Source organism: Nonomuraea sp. NPDC050394, assembly GCF_044459065.1.
GTDB lineage: Bacteria > Actinomycetota > Actinomycetes > Streptosporangiales > Streptosporangiaceae > Nonomuraea.
Map to the genome: position 1 here is coordinate 345,416 of NZ_JBITIO010000001.1, position 17,770 is coordinate 363,185.

The 17,770-nt window shown below is 71.0% G+C and carries 17 protein-coding genes; 8 read left to right on the plus strand and 9 right to left on the minus strand.

Annotation, left to right across the window (positions count from 1 at the left end; all coding sequences use genetic code 11):
• Positions 1-58: 58 nt before the first annotated feature.
• Entirely contained in the window at positions 59-1,123 is a 1,065-nt protein-coding gene (locus tag ACIBKY_RS01825; protein ID WP_397093639.1) for a winged helix DNA-binding domain-containing protein, read from the plus strand.
• On the opposite strand, the gene ACIBKY_RS01830 is transcribed toward ACIBKY_RS01825, so the two are convergent.
• Positions 1,117-1,539 carry a nucleoside deaminase gene (locus ACIBKY_RS01830; RefSeq protein WP_397093640.1) on the minus strand — a complete coding sequence of 141 codons (423 nt, stop codon included), beginning with the start codon at positions 1,537-1,539 and terminating at the stop codon, positions 1,117-1,119. The genes ACIBKY_RS01825 and ACIBKY_RS01830 overlap by 7 nt on opposite strands.
• Entirely contained in the window at positions 1,536-2,378 is an 843-nt protein-coding gene (locus tag ACIBKY_RS01835; protein ID WP_397093641.1) for an LLM class flavin-dependent oxidoreductase, read from the minus strand. The genes ACIBKY_RS01830 and ACIBKY_RS01835 overlap by 4 nt, the downstream gene beginning before the upstream one ends.
• 93 nt (positions 2,379-2,471) lie before the next feature.
• Between ACIBKY_RS01835 and ACIBKY_RS01840 the strand changes: the two genes are divergently transcribed.
• Entirely contained in the window at positions 2,472-2,921 is a 450-nt protein-coding gene (locus tag ACIBKY_RS01840; protein WP_397093643.1) for an Lrp/AsnC family transcriptional regulator, read from the plus strand.
• Here the strand turns inward: ACIBKY_RS01840 and ACIBKY_RS01845 are convergent.
• The gene (locus ACIBKY_RS01845; protein ID WP_397093645.1) at positions 2,918-3,775 is read right to left on the minus strand and encodes a MurR/RpiR family transcriptional regulator; all 858 of its coding nucleotides are present in this window, start codon (positions 3,773-3,775) and stop codon (positions 2,918-2,920) included. The genes ACIBKY_RS01840 and ACIBKY_RS01845 overlap by 4 nt on opposite strands.
• On the minus strand, positions 3,772-5,187 hold the full coding sequence (locus ACIBKY_RS01850; protein ID WP_397093646.1) for a glycoside hydrolase family 3 protein: 1,416 nt from the start codon (positions 5,185-5,187) through the stop codon (positions 3,772-3,774). Before ACIBKY_RS01850 ends, ACIBKY_RS01845 begins: the two co-directional genes overlap by 4 nt.
• 91 nt (positions 5,188-5,278) lie before the next feature.
• On the opposite strand from ACIBKY_RS01850, the gene ACIBKY_RS01855 reads away from it, so the two are divergent.
• Both ACIBKY_RS01855 and ACIBKY_RS01860 read left to right on the plus strand, forming a co-directional pair.
• Complete coding sequence (locus ACIBKY_RS01855; RefSeq protein ID WP_397093648.1) at positions 5,279-6,805, plus strand: glycoside hydrolase family 10 protein; 1,527 nt, start codon at positions 5,279-5,281, stop codon at positions 6,803-6,805.
• Positions 6,806-6,813: 8 nt separating this feature from the next.
• Positions 6,814-7,929 carry an anhydro-N-acetylmuramic acid kinase gene (locus tag ACIBKY_RS01860; protein ID WP_397093650.1) on the plus strand — a complete coding sequence of 372 codons (1,116 nt, stop codon included), beginning with the start codon at positions 6,814-6,816 and terminating at the stop codon, positions 7,927-7,929.
• Here the strand turns inward: ACIBKY_RS01860 and ACIBKY_RS01865 are convergent.
• Positions 7,924-8,568, minus strand: a complete 645-nt coding sequence (locus tag ACIBKY_RS01865; RefSeq protein ID WP_184957917.1) for an FHA domain-containing protein — start codon at positions 8,566-8,568, stop codon at positions 7,924-7,926. The two genes, ACIBKY_RS01860 and ACIBKY_RS01865, sit on opposite strands and share 6 nt — an antisense overlap.
• A 291-nt stretch (positions 8,569-8,859) precedes the next feature.
• On the opposite strand from ACIBKY_RS01865, the gene ACIBKY_RS01870 reads away from it, so the two are divergent.
• Complete coding sequence (locus ACIBKY_RS01870) at positions 8,860-9,972, plus strand: citrate/2-methylcitrate synthase (protein ID WP_397093652.1); 1,113 nt, start codon at positions 8,860-8,862, stop codon at positions 9,970-9,972.
• On the plus strand, positions 9,959-10,258 hold the full coding sequence (locus ACIBKY_RS01875) for a DUF3017 domain-containing protein (protein ID WP_397093654.1): 300 nt from the start codon (positions 9,959-9,961) through the stop codon (positions 10,256-10,258). Before ACIBKY_RS01870 ends, ACIBKY_RS01875 begins: the two co-directional genes overlap by 14 nt.
• 42 nt (positions 10,259-10,300) lie before the next feature.
• Here ACIBKY_RS01875 and ACIBKY_RS01880 read toward each other — a convergent pair whose 3' ends face one another.
• Positions 10,301-12,502 (minus strand): NADP-dependent isocitrate dehydrogenase, encoded by a 2,202-nt coding sequence (locus ACIBKY_RS01880; protein WP_397093655.1) that lies wholly within the window; start codon positions 12,500-12,502, stop codon positions 10,301-10,303.
• 190 nt (positions 12,503-12,692) lie between these two features.
• On the opposite strand from ACIBKY_RS01880, the gene ACIBKY_RS01885 reads away from it, so the two are divergent.
• Positions 12,693-13,718, plus strand: a complete 1,026-nt coding sequence (locus ACIBKY_RS01885; protein WP_397093656.1) for a polysaccharide deacetylase family protein — start codon at positions 12,693-12,695, stop codon at positions 13,716-13,718.
• On the opposite strand, the gene ACIBKY_RS01890 is transcribed toward ACIBKY_RS01885, so the two are convergent.
• Together ACIBKY_RS01890 and ACIBKY_RS01895 are read right to left on the minus strand one after the other, a co-directional pair.
• Entirely contained in the window at positions 13,715-14,650 is a 936-nt protein-coding gene (locus ACIBKY_RS01890; RefSeq protein WP_397093657.1) for a hypothetical protein, read from the minus strand. The two genes, ACIBKY_RS01885 and ACIBKY_RS01890, sit on opposite strands and share 4 nt — an antisense overlap.
• Positions 14,647-16,035, minus strand: coding sequence for a hypothetical protein (locus ACIBKY_RS01895; RefSeq protein WP_397093658.1), 1,389 nt, complete (start codon positions 16,033-16,035; stop codon positions 14,647-14,649). The genes ACIBKY_RS01890 and ACIBKY_RS01895 overlap by 4 nt, the downstream gene beginning before the upstream one ends.
• Before the next feature lie 89 nt (positions 16,036-16,124).
• Here ACIBKY_RS01895 and ACIBKY_RS01900 point away from each other — a divergent pair, with 89 nt between their 5' ends.
• Positions 16,125-16,628 (plus strand): hypothetical protein, encoded by a 504-nt coding sequence (locus ACIBKY_RS01900; RefSeq protein ID WP_397093659.1) that lies wholly within the window; start codon positions 16,125-16,127, stop codon positions 16,626-16,628.
• On the opposite strand, the gene ACIBKY_RS01905 is transcribed toward ACIBKY_RS01900, so the two are convergent.
• A complete protein-coding gene (locus ACIBKY_RS01905) occupies positions 16,625-17,740 on the minus strand; it encodes a saccharopine dehydrogenase family protein (RefSeq protein ID WP_397093661.1) in 1,116 nt (371 codons plus the stop codon). The genes ACIBKY_RS01900 and ACIBKY_RS01905 overlap by 4 nt on opposite strands.
• Positions 17,741-17,770: the final 30 nt, after the last annotated feature.

The window sequence follows — 17,770 nt, forward strand, 5'->3', positions numbered from 1 at the left end:
ACGCTAAGCAGCGATACCCGACAAGCCCATGTCGGTCTTCGCTGCTACTAATGGCGATATGACGCCGATTTCTCTTCGCCAGCTCAACCGGACTCTGCTCGAACGCCACTTCCTGGCCGAGCGCACCGGCAGGTCCGTGATCGACGTCATCCGGCACGTGGTGGCGCTGCAGGGCCAGGAGCCCAACTGGCCGTACATCGGGCTGTGGTCGCGGGTGGAGGGTTTCCGCCGGGCCGACCTGGAGTCCTTGATCGCCGACCGGACGGTGGTGCGTTCGGCGATGGTGCGCAGGACCATGCACCTGGCCGACGCCGCCGACTTCGCGTGGCTGCGGCCGAGCGTACGGCCCATCGTGGAGGTGGCGCTCACGCACCCCTACTACGCCGACGAGATCGCCGGAGTCGACCTGCCCGCGCTGGCCGAGGCGGGCCGCGCGGCGCTGACCGGGCGCAGCCTCACCCGGGGCGCGCTGGGCGGCCTGCTCGCCGAGCACTTCCCGGTGCCGGTGCCCAGGCGGCTGGCCGACGCGGTGGAGCTTCTGCTGCCGCTGGTGCACACGCCGCCGGCCGCGGCCTGGGGACGGTGGGGGAGCCCGGCGGGCATCGAGATGGCGCTGGCCGAGGAGTGGACGGGCCGGCCCATGGAGCCGGGACCGGCGCTGGAGACGCTGGTGCTGCGCTACCTCGCCGCCTACGGCCCCGCCACCGTGATGGACGTGCAGGCCTGGGCCGGCGTGACCCGGCTGCGCGAGATCGTGGACCGGCTGCGCCCGAAGCTGGCGGTGTACAAGGGGCCGGACGGCAAGGAGCTGTTCGACCTGCCCGGCGCGCCGATCGCCGACCCCGACCGGCCCGTGCCGGTGCGGTTCCTCCCGGCCTTCGACACGGCGCTGCTCGGCCACCGCGACCGCACCCGGGTGATCAGCGAGGAGCACCGCAAGCGGTTCGCCAAGGGCGCCTCAGGCGGGGTGCCCATGTTCCTGGTGGACGGGTTCGTCCGCGGCACCTGGTCGGTCGCCGGGCAGGACCTGGTCGTGAAGCCGCTGACGCCCCTGTCGGACGAGGAGGACGCCGCCGTGGACGAGGAGGCGCGGCGCCTGCGGGAGTTCATCCGGGCTCAGTAGTAGCCCTCCACCGGGACGCGGGCCTCGTCGAAGAGCGCCGGGCCCTCCAGGCGCACCTCAGCGGAGGTGACGACCGACTTGAGGCCGTCGAGCTGGGCGCCGGACAGCGCGTAGACGACCCGGCCGAGGCCGGAGCGCTCGATCGCGCCGGTGCACATGCCGCAGGGCTGGCAGCTCGTGTACATCGTGGTGGCCGCCGCGGTGGCCGGGTCGAGCTCGCGCGCCGCCCAGCGGGCGAGCTTGAGCTCGGGGTGCGCGGTGATGTCGCGGTCGGTGATCGTGGTGTTGTGGTCCTCGACCAGGACGCTGCCGTCGGCGGCGGCCAGCAGCGAGCCGAAGGGCGGGTTGCCCGAGGCCCTGCCCTTGGCCGCCAGCGCGATGGCGCGGCGCAGCAGGCTTTCTTCGTCGGGTGTCACAGGTGCTCCCATCGTGCGGAGACGGTGGCCAGGGCCTGCCAGGCCACCTCTGGGTGAAGGGTCTCGTCCGGGTCGCCGTTGAACGGGTCGAGCAGGACGCTCTTGGCGCCGAGCGCGCGCAGTTCTTCCAGGTCGCCGAGGATCTGGCCGATCGTGCCGACGCCCGCCGGGCGGTCCCGGCCGCTCTCGGGGGAGTCGGTGAGCCGCAGGACGATGCGCGGGGCCAGCGCGGGCGCCGGCCGTTCCAGCTCGTCGGCGAGCTCGCGCAGCCGCGACAGGCGCTCGCGCAGCAGGGCCGGGGTGAGCCGCAGCGGGTGCCAGGCCTCGCCGAGCAGCACCGCCCGGCGCAGCGCGGCGTCGCTGCCGCCGCCCACCCAGATCGGGATGTTCCCCTCGCCGTAGTCGCCGGTGTCGGCCCACGCCGAGCGGATGGTCCGCAGGTGCTCGTCGGTCAGCTTCCCGCGGGTCTGGTACGGCACGCCGAGCGCCTCGAACTCCTGCCGGGCCCATCCCGCGCCCACACCCAGCACGAACCGCCCGCCGCTGAGCCGGTCGAGGTTGGCCGCCATCCGGGCGACCAGCAGCGGATGCCGGTAGGGCACGATGAGTACGGTGGTGCCGAGCCTGACCCGCTCGGTCACCCCGGCCAGCCAGGACAGCGTGGTGAAGGGCTCGTAGAAGGGCGCGGGATACTGCGCGGCCACGTCGGGCGTGATGGCCACGTGGTCGGAGACCATGAGCAGCCCGTATCCGAGCCCCTCGACGGTCTGCGCCCATCGCCGGAGAACGTCAGGATCGGTGCCGGGCCCGAAGTTGGGTACGTTGACGCCAAGTTCCACGTGATCAGGCTATCCACGGGCGACCTGGGGCCGGAAGGCCGACCCAACGGCATACGCGGCCGATCACCGGGAATCCGCCGGTATTTTGGACCCATGGCCGTGAATCTCGACGCCACCGACTGGGCGATCCTGGCCGAGCTCCAGCGCGACGGGCGCATCCCCCTGTCCGAGCTGGGCCGGCGGGTCAGCCTGAGCGCCTCGGCCACCACCGAACGGGTCCGGCGCCTGGAGTCGACCGGCGTGATCACCGGCTACTCCGCCGCGGTCGACCTCGCGGCGGTCGGCTACGCGGTCCTCGCCATCGTGCGCCTGAAGTACCCGGGCAGCCGCCACGAGCCCCTGCACCGGCTGCTCGGTCAGCGCCCGGAGATCCTGGAGTGCCTGCGCACCACGGGCGACGACTGCTACGTGATGAAGGTCGCCGCCTCCTCGATGGCGCACCTGGAAGAGATTGTCAACGACCTGGCCGAGTTCGGCAGCGCCAACACCAACATCGTCTACAGCCAGACCCTGCCCTACCGGGGCCCGCACCCCCGGCGCTAGCGGCCCTGGTAGCGGTCGGTGGCCTCCCGCGTGGCGCGGATGGCGGCGTCGGCCGTCTCGTAGGTGCGCTGGGCCAGGCCGACGAAGATGCAGTCCACGATGAGCAACTGGCTGATCCGGCTGGCCAGCGCGCCCGGCCGGAACGCGGTCTCGCGTCCGGCCGAGACCAGCGTGTGGTCGGCCAGGTGGGCCAGGGACGAGCGCGGGTTGTTGGTGATGGCCACGAGCGTGGCCCCGGTGTCCTTCGCGGTCTTCGCCGGGACGAGCACGTCCGGGGTCTCGCCGCTGCAGCTGATCGCCACCACCACGTCGTTCTCGCGCAGCAGGGCCGCGCTGGTCAGCGCCAGGTGGGCGTCGCAGAACGGGTGGGTGGACAGGCCTATGCGCAGGAGTTTCTGCGACATGTCGGTGGCGACCAGGCCGGAGGCGGCCACGCCGTACACGTCCACGCGGCGCGCCCTGACGATGGCCGCCACGACCTCGTCGAGCTGGTCGGGGTCGAGCTGGGCGGCGGTGTCGGCCAGCGCCTCGTACTCGGCCCTGGCCACCTTGGCGATCACGTCGGTCAGCGGGTCGTCGGGGCCCAGGTCGCCGGGCACCAGCCGTTCGGGCTCCTTGGCCACCGCGGCGGCCAGCGCGAAGCGCATCTGCGAGTAGCCGGCGAAGCCGAGCGCGCGGGCGGTGCGCACGATCGTCGCCTCGCTGGTGCCGGAGACCGCGCTGAACTCCGTGATCGTGCTCCTGACCACCAGGCCCGGATCGTCGAGGATGATCCGGGCGATGGCCTGCGCGGCGGGGGTCAGCGACGGCAGTACGGCCCGCACCGCCGCCACCGGGTTGGCCGGCTCGCTCACGTGGTGAGCCATTCCGCCGCGGCCTCGGCCGAGACGCGTGAGAGCCCGTTGGTCGCGACGAACGCCGCGCCCGCAGGTTCGCCGGGAATGCCGGTGTCCACGACGACCGTGTCCGGGCGTACCCGCACGGCCTGCGCGATCCGCTCCCTGACCCAGGCGTGCCGCGCCGAGTCGTGCACCACGAGGACGACGGGCCGTTCGTCGAAGGCGGGCAGCTCGCCCTCGGCGGCCATCACGACCCGCTCGGTACCGGGCAGCCGGGTCCCCAGCGCCGCGGTCAGACCGGTCGGCGTCGAGGGGTCGACGGCCTGGTTGAGCCGCGTGTTGACCTCGACGACGAGCGGCGCGTCCGCCAGCGTGGCGGCGCCGGTGACGGTCAGCGCGGCCCTGGCCGCCTCCAGGCCCACGCCGGGGTCCTCGGCGGCCGAACGGTCCTGCTTGCCGTACCACTCGGCGATCGCGCGCACCCGCGCGGCCGCTTCCGCCAGGCGCGACTCGGCCAGCTCGCCCGAGCGCACGGCGGCCGCGATCGCGTCGCGCAGTTCGCGCAGGCCCCGCTCGGTGGTGATGCCGACGCAGACGGCGTCCACGCCCGCGGCGAGCGCGCGCACGGCGATCTCGCCGGGCGTGTACCGGGCCGCGACGGCCTTCATCTCGATCGCGTCGGTGACGAGCATGCCGTCGAAGCCGAGCTCCTCACGCAGCAACCCCGTCAGCACGGTACGGCTCAGCGTCGCGGGCAGCGACGGGTCCAGGGCGGGCACCAGCAGGTGGCCGCACATGATCGAGCGCACCCCGGCGGCGATCGCCGCGCGGAACGGCGGCAGGTCGCGCTCCCACAGCTCCTCCACGGAGGCGTGCACGGTGGGCAGCGCCAGGTGGGAGTCGGTGATGGTGTCGCCGTGACCGGGGAAGTGCTTGGCGCAGGCGGCCACCCCGGCGCTCTGGAGGCCGCGGATGTAGGCGACGGCGTGCCTGGACACCAGGTCGGCGGCAGGGCCGAAGGAGCGGACGCCGATGACCGGGTTGGCGGGGTTGGAGTTGACGTCGACGGAGGGCGCGTAGTCGAGGGTGACGTCGGCCTCGGCCAGCATGCGGCCGATCTGCCTGGCGACCCGCTCGGTGAGCGCCTCGTCGTCGGCCACGCCCAGCGCGCGGTTGCCGGGGAAGGAACTGCCCGCCCTGGCCTCGAAGCGGGTGACGACACCGCCTTCCTCGTCGACGGCGATCACGGTGTCGGGGTTCTCGGCGCGGATCTGGGGGATGAGGCGCTCGCTCGGGAGGTTGCGGGCGAACAGTACGGCGCCCCCCAATCCCTCGCCGAGCGCCCTGCGCAGCCAGTCGGGGGCGGTGGTCCCCTCGAAGCCAGGCTGGAGCACGGCCATGGCGAGTCGGTGGAGGTCAGGCGACATACGGCATTTTCCTTCACAATCGTTGATCTGAAGGTAATTTTCTGTCATCGTCGCCCCAGACACAACCACTTCCCGAGAGGCCACCCCCCCAATGCCCAGCAGACGGACCGTTTTCAAGGGTCTCGCCCTCGCCGCCGCAGCCTCCGTCGTCCCCCTGCCCGCCTTCGCCGCCACCGACTACGTGCCGCCGTTGCGTCAGATGCGCGGCATGTGGATCGCCTCCGTGGTCAACATCAACTGGCCCTCGAAGAAGGGGCTGTCGGTCGAGGAGCAGAAGGCCGAGTACCTGGCCTGGCTCGATCTGGCCGTCGAGCGCAAGCTCAACTCGGTGTTCGTGCAGATCCGGCCCACGGCGGACGCGTTCTGGCCGTCGCCGTTCGAGCCGTGGTCGGAGTGGCTCACCGGGGTTCAGGGGCAGGACCCGGGTTACGACCCGCTCGGCTTCGCCGTCGAGGAGACCCACAAGCGCGGCCTGGCCTTCCACGCCTGGTTCAACCCCTACCGGGTCTCGATGCAGCCCGACCCGGCCAAGCTCCACCCCGACCACCCCGGCCGCAAGAACCCCGACTGGATCCTGCCGTTCGGCGGCAAGCTCTACTACAACCCGGGCATGCCCGAGGTCCGCAAGTTCTGCCAGGACGCGATGCTCGACGCGATCACCCGCTACGACATCGACGGCCTGCACTTCGACGACTACTTCTACCCGACCAACACCACGGCCTTCGACGACAGCGCCGCCTTCGCCAAGTACGGCGCCGGCTACCCCGACCTGGCCGCCTGGCGGCGCAACAACGTCGACCTCATGGTCTCGGAGATGCAGCAGCGCGTACGGCAGGCCAAGCCCGAGGTCTCCTGGGGCATCAGCCCGTCGGGCATCTGGCGCAACAAGGCCAGCGACCCGCTCGGCTCCGACACCGCCGGCGGCCAGTCCTACGACGGCCTGCACGCCGACACCCGCGGATGGGTGAAGAAGGGCTGGCTCGACTACATCGCGCCCCAGCTCTACTGGTACATCGGCCAGCCGCCCGCCGACTACGCCAAGCTCGTGCCCTGGTGGTCGGACGTGGCCAAGGGCACCGGCACCATGCTGTGGATCGGCCAGGCCGCGTACAAGGCGGGCGACCCCGCCCAGGCGCCGCAGTGGCAGGAGACGGGCGAGCTGTCCAAGCACCTCACGCTCAACCGCAACCACCCGGAGATCACCGGCGACATCTGGTTCAGCGCCGGGGACGTCCGGGCGGACCGCCTCAAGTCCGTCACCACCGCCATCAACGACCACCACCAGCGGCCCGCGCTGGCGCCGCTGCTGCCGCGCCTGGCCGGCGGGCGCGCGCCCGGCCGCCCGGTGCTCGCGCTGGCCCGCAGGGTCAAGGACGGGGTCGAGCTCAAGATGGTGGCGACCGGGCGCGAGGAGCCGTTCCAGTTCGCGGTCTTCCGCTCCGCCACCCGGCTCACCTCCTTCGAGGACGCGCGCAACCTGGTGGCCGTGGTGCCCGGTGACCGGATCGTGCGCTGGACCGACCCGGACGGCAAGCGGGGCGACTACTACTACGTGGTGGCGGTGGACCGGGTGAGCAGGACGTCCCGGCCCAGCAATCCCTTCCGAGTGGTGTTTTAGGGAGATTTATGCGGGTTCTTGGGTTGATGTCGGGGACCTCTCACGACGGGATCGACAGCGCCATCGTCGACTGGTCGATGGAGGACGGACTGCTCACCGGGACGATCCTCGCCACCGGCGAGCGGCCCTACCCCGGCGGACTGAGAGCCCGCATCGTCGCCGCCCTCCCACCCGGCGACGTGAGCATGGGCGAGGTCTGCGCGCTGGACACGCTGATCGGACAGGAGTTCGCCGAGGCCGCCCGAGCCGCCGGGCCCGCCGACCTGATCTGCTCGCACGGGCAGACGTTCTTCCACTGGGTCTCCGGCGGGCAGGTCCTGGGCACGCTCCAGCTCGGCCAGCCCGCCTGGATCGCCGAGCGCACCGGGCTGCCGGTCGTCTCCGACGTACGCGTGCGCGACGTGACCGCCGGTGGGCAGGGCGCGCCGCTGGTGTCCTACCTCGACCTGCTCATGCTCAACGGGATCGAGGGCCGCTCGGGGGCGCTCAACCTCGGCGGCATCGCCAACCTGACCGTGGCCGGGGCGGCCATCGCCTACGACACCGGGCCGGCGGGCGCGCTGATCGACGCGGCGGCGCCGCCGTACGACAAGGATGGGGTGCTCGGCGCGGCGGGGACGGTGGACGAGGACCTGCTGGAGGTGCTGCTCGCCGAGCCGTACTACCGCGAGGCGCCGCCCAAGACGACGGGCAAGGAGCTGTTCACGCCCGGGTACGTGCGGCGGGCGCTGGCGGGGCGCGCGGAGATCGCGCGGCCCGACCTCGTGGCCACGCTGACCGCGCTCACGGCCGAGACCGTGGCCGCCGAGATCCGGCGGCACGAACTCGACACCGTCGTCGTCTCCGGCGGCGGCGTGCGCAACCCCACGCTCATGGGCATGCTGCGCGCGCGCACGACGGCCCGCCTCGTGCCCAGCGACGAGGTGGGCGTGCCCTCGGACGCGAAGGAGGCCATCGCCTTCTCGCTGTTCGGCTGGCTGACCGCGCACGGTCTGCCGGCCACCGTGCCCAGCTGCACGGGTGCAGCCGGGCCGCGCGTCCTGGGCACGATAACGCCGGGCTCCGGGCCACTGGTGCTGCCGGAACCCCTCGCCGAAGCCCCGGTAGCGATCCGATTCCTATGAAGCCCTGCGCCCCGCCGCCGATGGTTGCTCGGTGGGGGAGCCTGACCGCTGTGGCGGCACCACGGGGGTGGGGCGGACCAGACCCAGCGCGACGACCTCGTTGGCCAGCCGCGTGCGCCGGTTGGTGCCCTCAGGGATCCTGAACTTCTGGTACAGCCGCAGCAGGTGCTGCTTGACCGCGGCTTCGGTCACCACCAGGTCGTCGGCGATCTCCCTTGCGGTCGCCGGTGCGACGAACGCCTCGTCCGACAGCGCGGGGCGGCACAGTGAGGTCAGCACGTCGACCTCTCTGCGGGTCAGCTCGGGGGCCGCCGCCCTTCTCAGCTCCACCTCGGGGGTGAAGTCCTCGCGCGGAACCCCGCCGATCCGGCCACGCGCGGCGCCGAAGGAGACGACGTCGCCGTCGTCGAGAACCCTCCGGGCGATCGGCCTGCCGTTCACCCGCGTGCCGTTGCGGGACAGCCCCAGGTCAACGACGTACAGGTAGGGTCCTCTCCGGACGAATTCGGCATGGAGCCGAGACACGCTGGGATCGGTGAGTCGGATGTCGACACCGCGACCTCTGCCGACCGTCGTGATCTCGGGGCGCAACGGGACGACCTCGCCAGTGTCCTCGATGCGTATGAACGGCCCCTCCACGGCAGTTCCCTTCCGTTAGCGGACGCAGCGTGAGACGGCGGCAGTTCCTCCTCGGGTAGCCCGCCGTAACTATTACTACAGCTCCGGCTTACCCAAACGAGGGGATGCGGAATCGCCTTTGCCATAAGGAGAATCCGGCGTGAAATTGGTCTGGACCTTTGCGGACGGTTTTGCCAGCTCACGGGTAGACTTCCAGGCACGATAAGCGGAGGAAACACTCGTGACGGGACATCCGCCGCGAAGAGCGGACAACTCCGCCACAACCGCGAGCGGAGCGAGCCAAGGAGCACGATGGACAAGCCCACCAAAGGCCTGGCCGACGTCGTAGCCGCGTCCACAGCGCTCAGCGACATCGACGGGAAGGCCGGCCGTCTGTTCTATCGGGGATACGACATCCACGATCTGGCCGGCCGAGCGACGTTCGAAGAGACCGCCCATCTGCTCCAGCGCGGTACGCTCCCCAACCGCGCCGAGCTGCGGGCCTACGGTGACGAACTCGTCGCCGGGCGCGAACTGGGCCCGCTGGTCTCCGCCAACGTCGCGGAGATCGCCGAGAAGCAGAAGCCCATGGAGGCGTTGCGCTCGCTGGTCTCGCTGGCCAGCGCCGACGACCCCGACCGCGACTCCATCGAGCCGGAAGCGGACCTGCGCAAGGCCGCCCGGCTGACCGCCCAGCAGCCGCTGCTGGTCGCCCGCTACCACGCCGCCCGCTCGGGCAAGGGGGTCCCGGAGAGCGACCCGGCCCTGAGCATCGCCGGCAACTTCCTGCACCAGGTGACCGGCCGTACCCCTTCCCCGCGCGAGGCGGAGATCTTCGACGCCTGCCTGGTGCTGCACGCCGACCACACGATGAACGCCTCGACGTTCGCCGCCCGCGTCTGCGCCGCGACGCTGTCGGACATGCACTCGGCCATCGTGGCCGCGATCGGCACGCTGAAGGGCCCGCTGCACGGCGGCGCCAACGAGCAGGTCATGAAGACGCTGGAGTCGATCTCGCCCGACGGCGTGGCCCAGACCGTACGCGACAAGCTGGCCGCCGGCGAGAAGATCATGGGCTTCGGCCACCGCGTCTACAAGACAGAGGACCCGCGCGCCACGCACCTGCGCCGGATGTCGGAGGAACTGTCCGGCGACGAGCCGAAGTTCTACCGGATGTCCAAGGAGATGGAAGAGGTCGTCTTCGAGACCAAGGGTCTCTACCCCAACGTGGACTTCTACGCCGCCTCGGTCTACCACTACCTGGGCATCCCGACCGATCTGTTCACGCCGGTCTTCTCCATCAGCCGCATGTCCGGCTGGACCGCCCACGTAATCGAGCAACACGCGGACAACCGGCTCATCCGCCCCGATAGTGAGTACATCGGGGAACGCGACCAGAAATGGAAGCCGATTGACGAACGATGATCAGAAGTGGGGGCCGTTTCCGCTGATCCTGGCGGGAGCGGCTCTTGCCATGCTCACGATCTTCTTCGTGGACGGCGAGTGGGGCGCGTTCGCGCTCGGCGCCGTGCTGATGGTCGCCGCCGCCCTGCGCTTCGCCGGGTACGGCGGGCTCATGGCCATCCGGACGAGGAAGACCGACATGGTGGTCTACGGGGGATTCGGCGCGGGCCTGGTGGCCGTCGGCATGTTCCTGGAATACGGCGGTGTGCTCAAGCCCGCCGTCCTCCAGCTCCTCGGGGGAGGATGACAAAGGGCGGCGGGCCGAGGCCCACCGCCCTTCCGATGTCGCCTAGAGGCTCTCGATCGCCTGGTTGAAGGTCTTCGAGGGCCGCATCACCGCCGCGGCCTTGGCCGGGTCGGGCTGGTAGTAGCCGCCGAGGTCCACCGGCGAGCCCTGTACGGCCAGCAGCTCCGCCGCGATCGCCTGCTCCTGCTCGGCAAGGGTCTTGGCCAGACCGGCGAACGCCGCCGCCACCTCGGCGTCGTCGGTCTGAGTGGCCAGTTCCCGCGCCCAGTACAGGGACAGGTAGAAGTGGCTGCCGCGGTTGTCGATCGAACCCAGCTTGCGGGCCGGCGACTTGTTCTCGTTGAGGAACGTCGCGGTCGCCCGGTCGAGCGTGTCGGCCAGGATCTGCGCCCGCGCGTTGCCGGTCGTGCGCGCCAGGTGCTCGAAGCTGGCCGCCAGCGCCAGGAACTCGCCCAGGCTGTCCCAGCGCAGGTAGTTCTCCTTGACCAGCTGCTGCACGTGCTTGGGCGCCGAGCCACCCGCGCCCGTCTCGAACAGGCCGCCGCCGCTGAGCAGCGGGACGATCGAGAGCATCTTGGCGCTCGTGCCCAGCTCCAGGATCGGGAACAGGTCGGTCAGGTAGTCGCGCAGCACGTTGCCGGTGACCGAGATCGTGTTCTCGCCCTTGCGGATGCGCTCCAGCGAGAAGCCGATCGCCTCGACCGGGGCCATGATCTCGATCTGCAGGCCGCTGGTGTCGTGCTCGGCCAGGTAGCCGTTGACCTTCTCGATGAGGCTGGCGTCGTGGGCGCGGGTCGCGTCGAGCCAGAACACCGCCGGGTCGCCGGTGGCGCGGGCGCGGGAGACGGCCAGCTTCACCCAGTCCTGGACGGGGACGTCCTTGGTCTGGCACATGCGCCAGATGTCGCCCTGGCTGACCGCGTGCTCAAGGACGGTCTCGCCGCCGGAGTTCACCACGCGTACGGTGCCGGTGGCCGGGATCTCGAAGGTCTTGTCGTGGCTGCCGTACTCCTCGGCCTTCTGCGCCATGAGGCCGACGTTCGGGACCGAGCCCATGGTCGCCGGGTCGAGGGCGCCGTGGGCGCGGCAGTCGTCGATGACGACCTGGTAGATGCCGGCGTAGCTGCTGTCGGGGATGACGGCGAGGGTGTCGGCCTCGTTGCCGTCGGGGCCCCACATGTGGCCGGACTGGCGGATCATCGCGGGCATCGAGGCGTCGACGATGACGTCGCTCGGCACGTGCAGGTTGGTGATGCCGCGGTCGGAGTCGACCATGGCCAGCGCCGGGCCTTCGGCGAGCTCGGCCTCGAACGACGCCTTGATCTCGTCGCTCGCGCCGCTGAGGATGCCGCCCAGGCCGTCGTTCGGGCTGAGACCGGCCTGCGCGAGGGCCTCGCCGTACTGGGCGAAGGTCTTCGGGAAGAAGGCGCGCACCACGTGGCCGAAGATGATCGGGTCGGAGACCTTCATCATCGTGGCCTTGAGGTGGACGGAGAAGAGCACGTCCTCGGCCTTGGCGCGGGCGATCTGCGCGGTGAGGAACTCGCGCAGGGCGGCCACGCGCATGACCGAGGAGTCGACGATCTCACCGGCCAGCACGGGCACGGACTCGCGCAGGACCGTCGTGGTGCCGTCGTCGCCGACCAGCTCGATGCGCAGCTCGGTGGCCTCGGGCAGGATCGCGGACTTCTCGGAGGAGCGGAAGTCGTCGGCGGTCATGTGCGCCACGTCGGTCTTGGAGCTGGGCGACCACGCGCCCATCCTGTGCGGGTGCTGCTTGGCGTAGGCCTTCACCGAGGCGGGGGCGCGGCGGTCGGAGTTGCCCTCGCGCAGCACCGGGTTGACGGCGCTGCCCTTGACCTTGTCGTAGCGGGCGCGGATGTCGCGCTCCTCGTCGGTCTTCGGGTCCTCGGGGTAGTCGGGCAGGTCGTAGCCCTGCTGGCGCAGCTCGGCGATGGCCGCCTTCAGCTGCGGGATCGAGGCCGAGATGTTGGGCAGCTTGATGATGTTCGCCGCGGGCGTCTTCGCCAGCTCGCCGAGCTCGGCCAGGGCGTCGCCGATGCGCTGGCTCTCCGTGAGCCGCTCGGGGAAGCCGGCGATGATCCGCCCGGCCAGGGAGATGTCCCGACTTTCCACCCGCACTCCGGCCTTGGCGGCGTACGCCTGGATGACCGGCAGGAACGAGTACGTGGCCAGCGCTGGGGCCTCGTCGGTGTGCGTGTAAATGATGGTCGAATCAGTCACCGGATGTCCGCTCCACGTCTGAGATTGCTTGACATCAAGATATCCGGTGGCCGCGCCGCCCGCGACCTGGCCGTGGCCGCCTCAGGTCCCCGGCTTGGTGATCTCTTTTGGAGCGGTTCGGAGTGGTTCCGCGCAGCGATGGGGAGGTCACAGGGCGTAATTGACGATCGCGTCATGAGGGAGGTTCCCGATGCGTCTGGGTGTTCTCGGGTTGGTCGCGGTGGGCGCGATCGTCGGCGGTTGCGGCTCGCAGCCGGCCGTGCAGACGGTCAGCAAAGCCGACGCCGCCATGAAGGTGCAGCAGGCCAAGGCGGCCAAGGCCGCCGCCGCGGCCAAGGTCAAGGCCAACGAACTGGGCCAGGTCCCGGTGCTCATGTACCACCGGATCGTGAAGAACCCCGGCTCCGACGACGACAGGACGCCGGAGAAGTTCCGCGCCGACCTGGAACGGCTGGTGCGCGACGGCTACGTGCCCGTCACCGCGGCCGAGTACGTGACCGGGAAGATCGGCATCCCCGCCGGCAAGCACCCCGTGGTGCTCACCTTCGACGACTCCTCGCCCTCCCAGCTGGCCCTGGACGACCTCGGCGTCCCCAGGGCCGACACGGCGGTCGCGATCCTTCAGGACGTGGCGGCGAAGAACCCCGGCTTCCGTCCCGTGGCGACCTTCTACGTCACCCGCGACATGTTCGGCAAGTCCCTGAAGGAGGAGCAGGCGCAGACGCTGCTCTGGCTCAAGGACAACGGCTTCGACATCGGCAACCACACGCTCGACCACGTCAACCTCGGCACCCGCTCGCAGAAGGAGGTGGCCGAGCAGATCGCCGCCATCCGGCAGCAGGTGCACTCCCTCGCCTCGCAGGACCCGGTGACGCTGGCCCTGCCGTACGGGAGCCAGCCGCGTAAGAAGGAGTGGGCGCTGCGCGGCAAGGGCAGCGCCGGGCCCTACAACCACAGCGGCGTGTTCCTGGCCGGGTACACGCCCGCGCCGGCGCCCTACACCAGGACGTTCGACCCGCTCGGGATCCCGCGGATCAAGGCCATGGACAAGAAGGGCGACTGCTCCCAGTTCTGCTCGACGGCCTGGCTGGACTGGCTCAAGAACAACCCGGACATGCGCTTCACCTCCGACGGCGATGCCGAGACCGTGGCCTTTCCCAAGTTCAAGGCGCCGTTCCTGCGCAAGAACTTCACCGCGCGGGCGCTGCCTTACTAGTTCAGGCGGCCGATGACCGTCGACAGGCCCCGCTCCTCGACGCCTCCGGGGAGCGGGCGGCCCGTGGTCAGGTCGACGATGTGGTAGGCGATGCGGTTCGCGGGGCCGCGCATGCGTACCAGGAGGCCGTCCTCGCCCCTCCAGCGCAGGATCGTGGTGATCGTCCAGCCCGCGGGCAGGCGCGGGGTCACGGCGCGCTCCCTGTTGATCAGGATGCTCGTGGTGGTCACGGACGTGGGCGTCACCTCCCTCATCAACGTGGCGAACTGGCGGCCCGAGGGTGACAGGACGCCGTCGGAGGACAGGTCGCCGGGGGAGGTGGACCTGCGCAGCCGCCTGCCCTCGGGCGAGCTGACGGTGAAGACCGTGACATTGACCCGGCCCGGTGTGCGGTCGTCGGGTTTCAGCGTGGAGGTGATCACGCCGCTTGAGGTCCAGCCGCGCGCCTCGCCGTTCAGCCGGTGTACGCGCCCCGTGGCCAGGTCGGCGACCTCGCGCCCGACGGCCAGATGGCGGCCGTCGAGGGAGAACATCGGCTCCCCCTCGCCCTCGACCCGCAGCGGTGTGACCGTGCCGGTCATCAGATCGTGCAGGACGAATCCCCCGCCATGCGGGTAGGCGGCGCGGGTGCCGTCGTCGCTGAGCACGAACGTGTCCTCCCCGCTCACGCCGGGCAGCCACCACTGCTCGCCGCGCGTGGAGACCAGATGCCACCGCAGGCAGGGGCCGCTCTGGCCGGGGCATTCCGGCTGATAGGCGTAGCGGACGGGCGCCGGGGCCGGGCCCTTGAGCTCGGTGGCGGGAGGAAGGGAAGCGGTGGCACCGGGCATGCTCCCGGCCATCGGCGGGCCGTGATCCTGCCGCTGCCAGAGGGGAAGCACGACCCACGCCGCGATCACGAGCACACCGGCGGCCAGCCCTCTGCGGATCACGTGACCCTCCCCGCGACGACGGTCTGGCCGGGTTCCGGCCACTCCGTCAGGCGCCGCGCAGTGCCGGTGCGCGGGTCGATCAGGAAGTGGCCGGACACGTGGGGTTCCTCCAGGGCGGCGCGCAGCAGCAGCCGGCCGTCGGCCGACCATCCCACCAGGGCGAGCTCGTAGACGGGGCCGGGGAGTTTCAGCGGCTCGCGGGTCAGCACTTTCGCGGTGGCCGGGTCCATGGTCAGCACGTCGGCGAAGGTGACGACGGCGAGCGTCCTGCCGTCGGGCGAGAGCCGTACGTCGAGGGAGGGGTCGAAGGGCGCGCGGGACACGACCTTGCCCCGCGTGTCGAAGGTGACGAGTTCGGTGGCGGCCGCGCCCGGCAGGGTGCGGCGGCCGGTGGTCGCGACGATCCGGCCGCCGCCGATGCCGATCACGCGAGCCACTCCGGGCAGGGGCGTGGCCGATCCGGTGGGCGTGTGGACGAGCGTGGTGCCGACCGTGGCGTAGGCGCCGTCGTGGGAGAGCAGGATCTCGCCGGCGCCGGCGATCTCACGGACGTCCGCCTCGCGCAGGTCGCGGTGGACCAGCTTGCCCGTGCCGAGCTGCCGGTAGATCAGGTGGAAGCCGTCACCGCTGAGCGCGAGGGGTCCGCGCGTGTCGGCCTCGCCGAACGTCGCTTCCCCGTTGGTCTCCGAAGAGAGCGCCCATCTGACGGGGCCGCCCACGATCCTGGCGAACTGGACCGGGCCCGGGACCGCGACCGGGGCGAGCATCACCGGCCGCACGGGAGTCGGCAGCTCGGCGGAGATGAAGCCGAAGGCCGGCCAGAGTGCCGCCGCGATCCCGAACGCCATCAGCGTCCTGGCCGAGCTCATCCGGGCGGCGAACTCGGCGCCGACCAGGTCGCTGGTCCCCGCGGGCACCGCACGCCGGTGCAGGTCTCTCAGCACCAGATGTACGGCCAGCAGCACGAAAGCCGGAATCGCCACCCAGAGCCGGTCGGGCACCGCCATCTCCCGGAAGAACGACCTGACCACGAGCACCGCCAGGACGCCCCAGCACAGGAGCGCGGACAACCGCCAGCCGACGGTGAGCGCCCGCGGCGTGAGGCGGAGCCGTTCTCCGAAGAATCGGGGCCGGGTGGCGGCGAGCTGGATCTCGGAGACGAGGACGCCGGTGAGCCAGCCGTACAGCAAAAAGGGGAAATTCAGATTTTCCAGGAAGTAAAGGGAAAGGGCGCCGCCCGCGGCCAGTCCCGCGCCCCGCCACGAGCGGACCGCGCGCAGGTAGGCGATGGTGTTGTCGCCGTTGTAGGGCGTGATCGTCAGCCGGTGGCGCCGGGCGAAACGATCCAGGTTCGGGTGGGGAAGGGATCGCGCGCTGAGTGCCAATCCGGCGATGACGGCTAAAACACCAATGGCTGTAAGTATCAGCAAAGGTGGACTTTCGTCATAGCCCGGAAAACTAGCAGAATACCGACGTGATTCCGAATGAGGTATGGGACCGTCTCAACCCGTCGGCGGCGGCCGTGCGCGCTCGATGGCCGGTCACGATCGGCATCGTCCTGACGCTGCTGCTCGCCGTCGGCTGGGGAATGATCCCGCGGATCACCTACCACGAGGGCGACACGGCGCGAGGCATGCTCGTCCGCGACGAACTGGGCAGAGTCCACGGGCGTATCGACGCCATGACCCATACCTTCACCAACGAGGCTCTCTATCCGATCACCCTGACCGGAGCGGGTGTGCGGGCCGAGCACTTCAGTATCGTCGGCGCCGCGCTGCCACGGGTCGTGCCCGCGGGCGGCAGCGTCCAGGTCGAGGTTCTCGTGGAGTACACCTCCTGCCTGGCGGCGGCGGCGGAGACGGCTCCGGTGATCCTCGAAGTGTCGGCCTGGTGGGGCAGCGCGCAGGTGGTGGCGAGCATGGAGGACGAGGCCACGCGCGGCCGGTGGAACGAGCGTTTCGAAGAAGAAGGCTGCTAGGACCGCACCGAGAAGGTGAGTGCTCGCGTCCGGCTCAGCCGTTCGATGAGCGGACCGCCCATCGCCGTGGCCGTCGTCACCTGACCCGACACCTGGGGCGTGTCGTCGAAGGCCAGGCACAGCGCGGCCTCGGCGACCATCACGGCGGTCCCGCCGTACCCCGGATCGCGTCCGGCGACCTCGGTGACCACGCGGACGCCGCCCCCTTCGCCGAGGAACGTCAGCTTGAACCAGCTCCTGGCCCGCTCCTCAGGAGTGGGACCCTCGCCCGGCTTGAGGCGGTTCAGGAGCCATTCCCGCGTGGGGCCGAGCTGGGCGAGCATCCCGAGGGCCGTCGCGCCCCCGGCCAGGGCCAGCGCGCCCGGCAGGCGGCGCACGGTCATGTACTGGCGGTAGGTGAAGTCCGGGCCGTAGCGGTCGAGCGCCCAGGCGGAGCGGCCCACGATCTGCGGGTCGATGGTGGGCATCGGCAGGGCGTACCCGCCCACGAACCTCGGCAGGCCGGGCAGCACGTCCACGGTACGCCCGCTTGGACGGGTCTCCGCCGCGCGGCGGCGCAGGCCCGTCTCGGCCATCTGCCGTGCCCGCGACATCGAGGTCACCGCCGAGTGGAACGTCCCGCCCGACGGCCGCCCGCCACCCCGCAGGAACGCGCTGACCTTGAGCGGCACGCCTTCCGGCAGTTCGCCGACCGTGTAGAGGACGCCGAGGTCGTAGGGGATGGAGTCGAAACCGCAGGCGTGCACGATCTTCGCCCCCGAGGCGGCGGCGCGCTCGTGGTGGCGGAGGTACATGCGGTCCACGAACTCCGGCTCGCCGGTCAGGTCGACGTAGTGGGTACCGGCTTCCGCGCAGGCCGCGACGAGCGGCTCGCCGTAGCGGACGTAGGGGCCGACGGTGGTGATGACCACGCGCGCCTGACGGGCGAGCGCGGCGATCGAGGCGGCGTCGTCCACGTCGGCCACCAGGACGGGCACGCCGTGGCCGAGCGCCTCCAGCCTGTCCCGGTCGCGGCCGGCGACCGCCCAGCCGAGGCCCTCGATCCCCGCCAGATAGCGGGCGATGAGCTTTCCGGTGTAACCGGTGGCGCCGAAGAGGACGATGTCATGCATGGCGACAGAATGTCATTCCAGTCGGCCGCG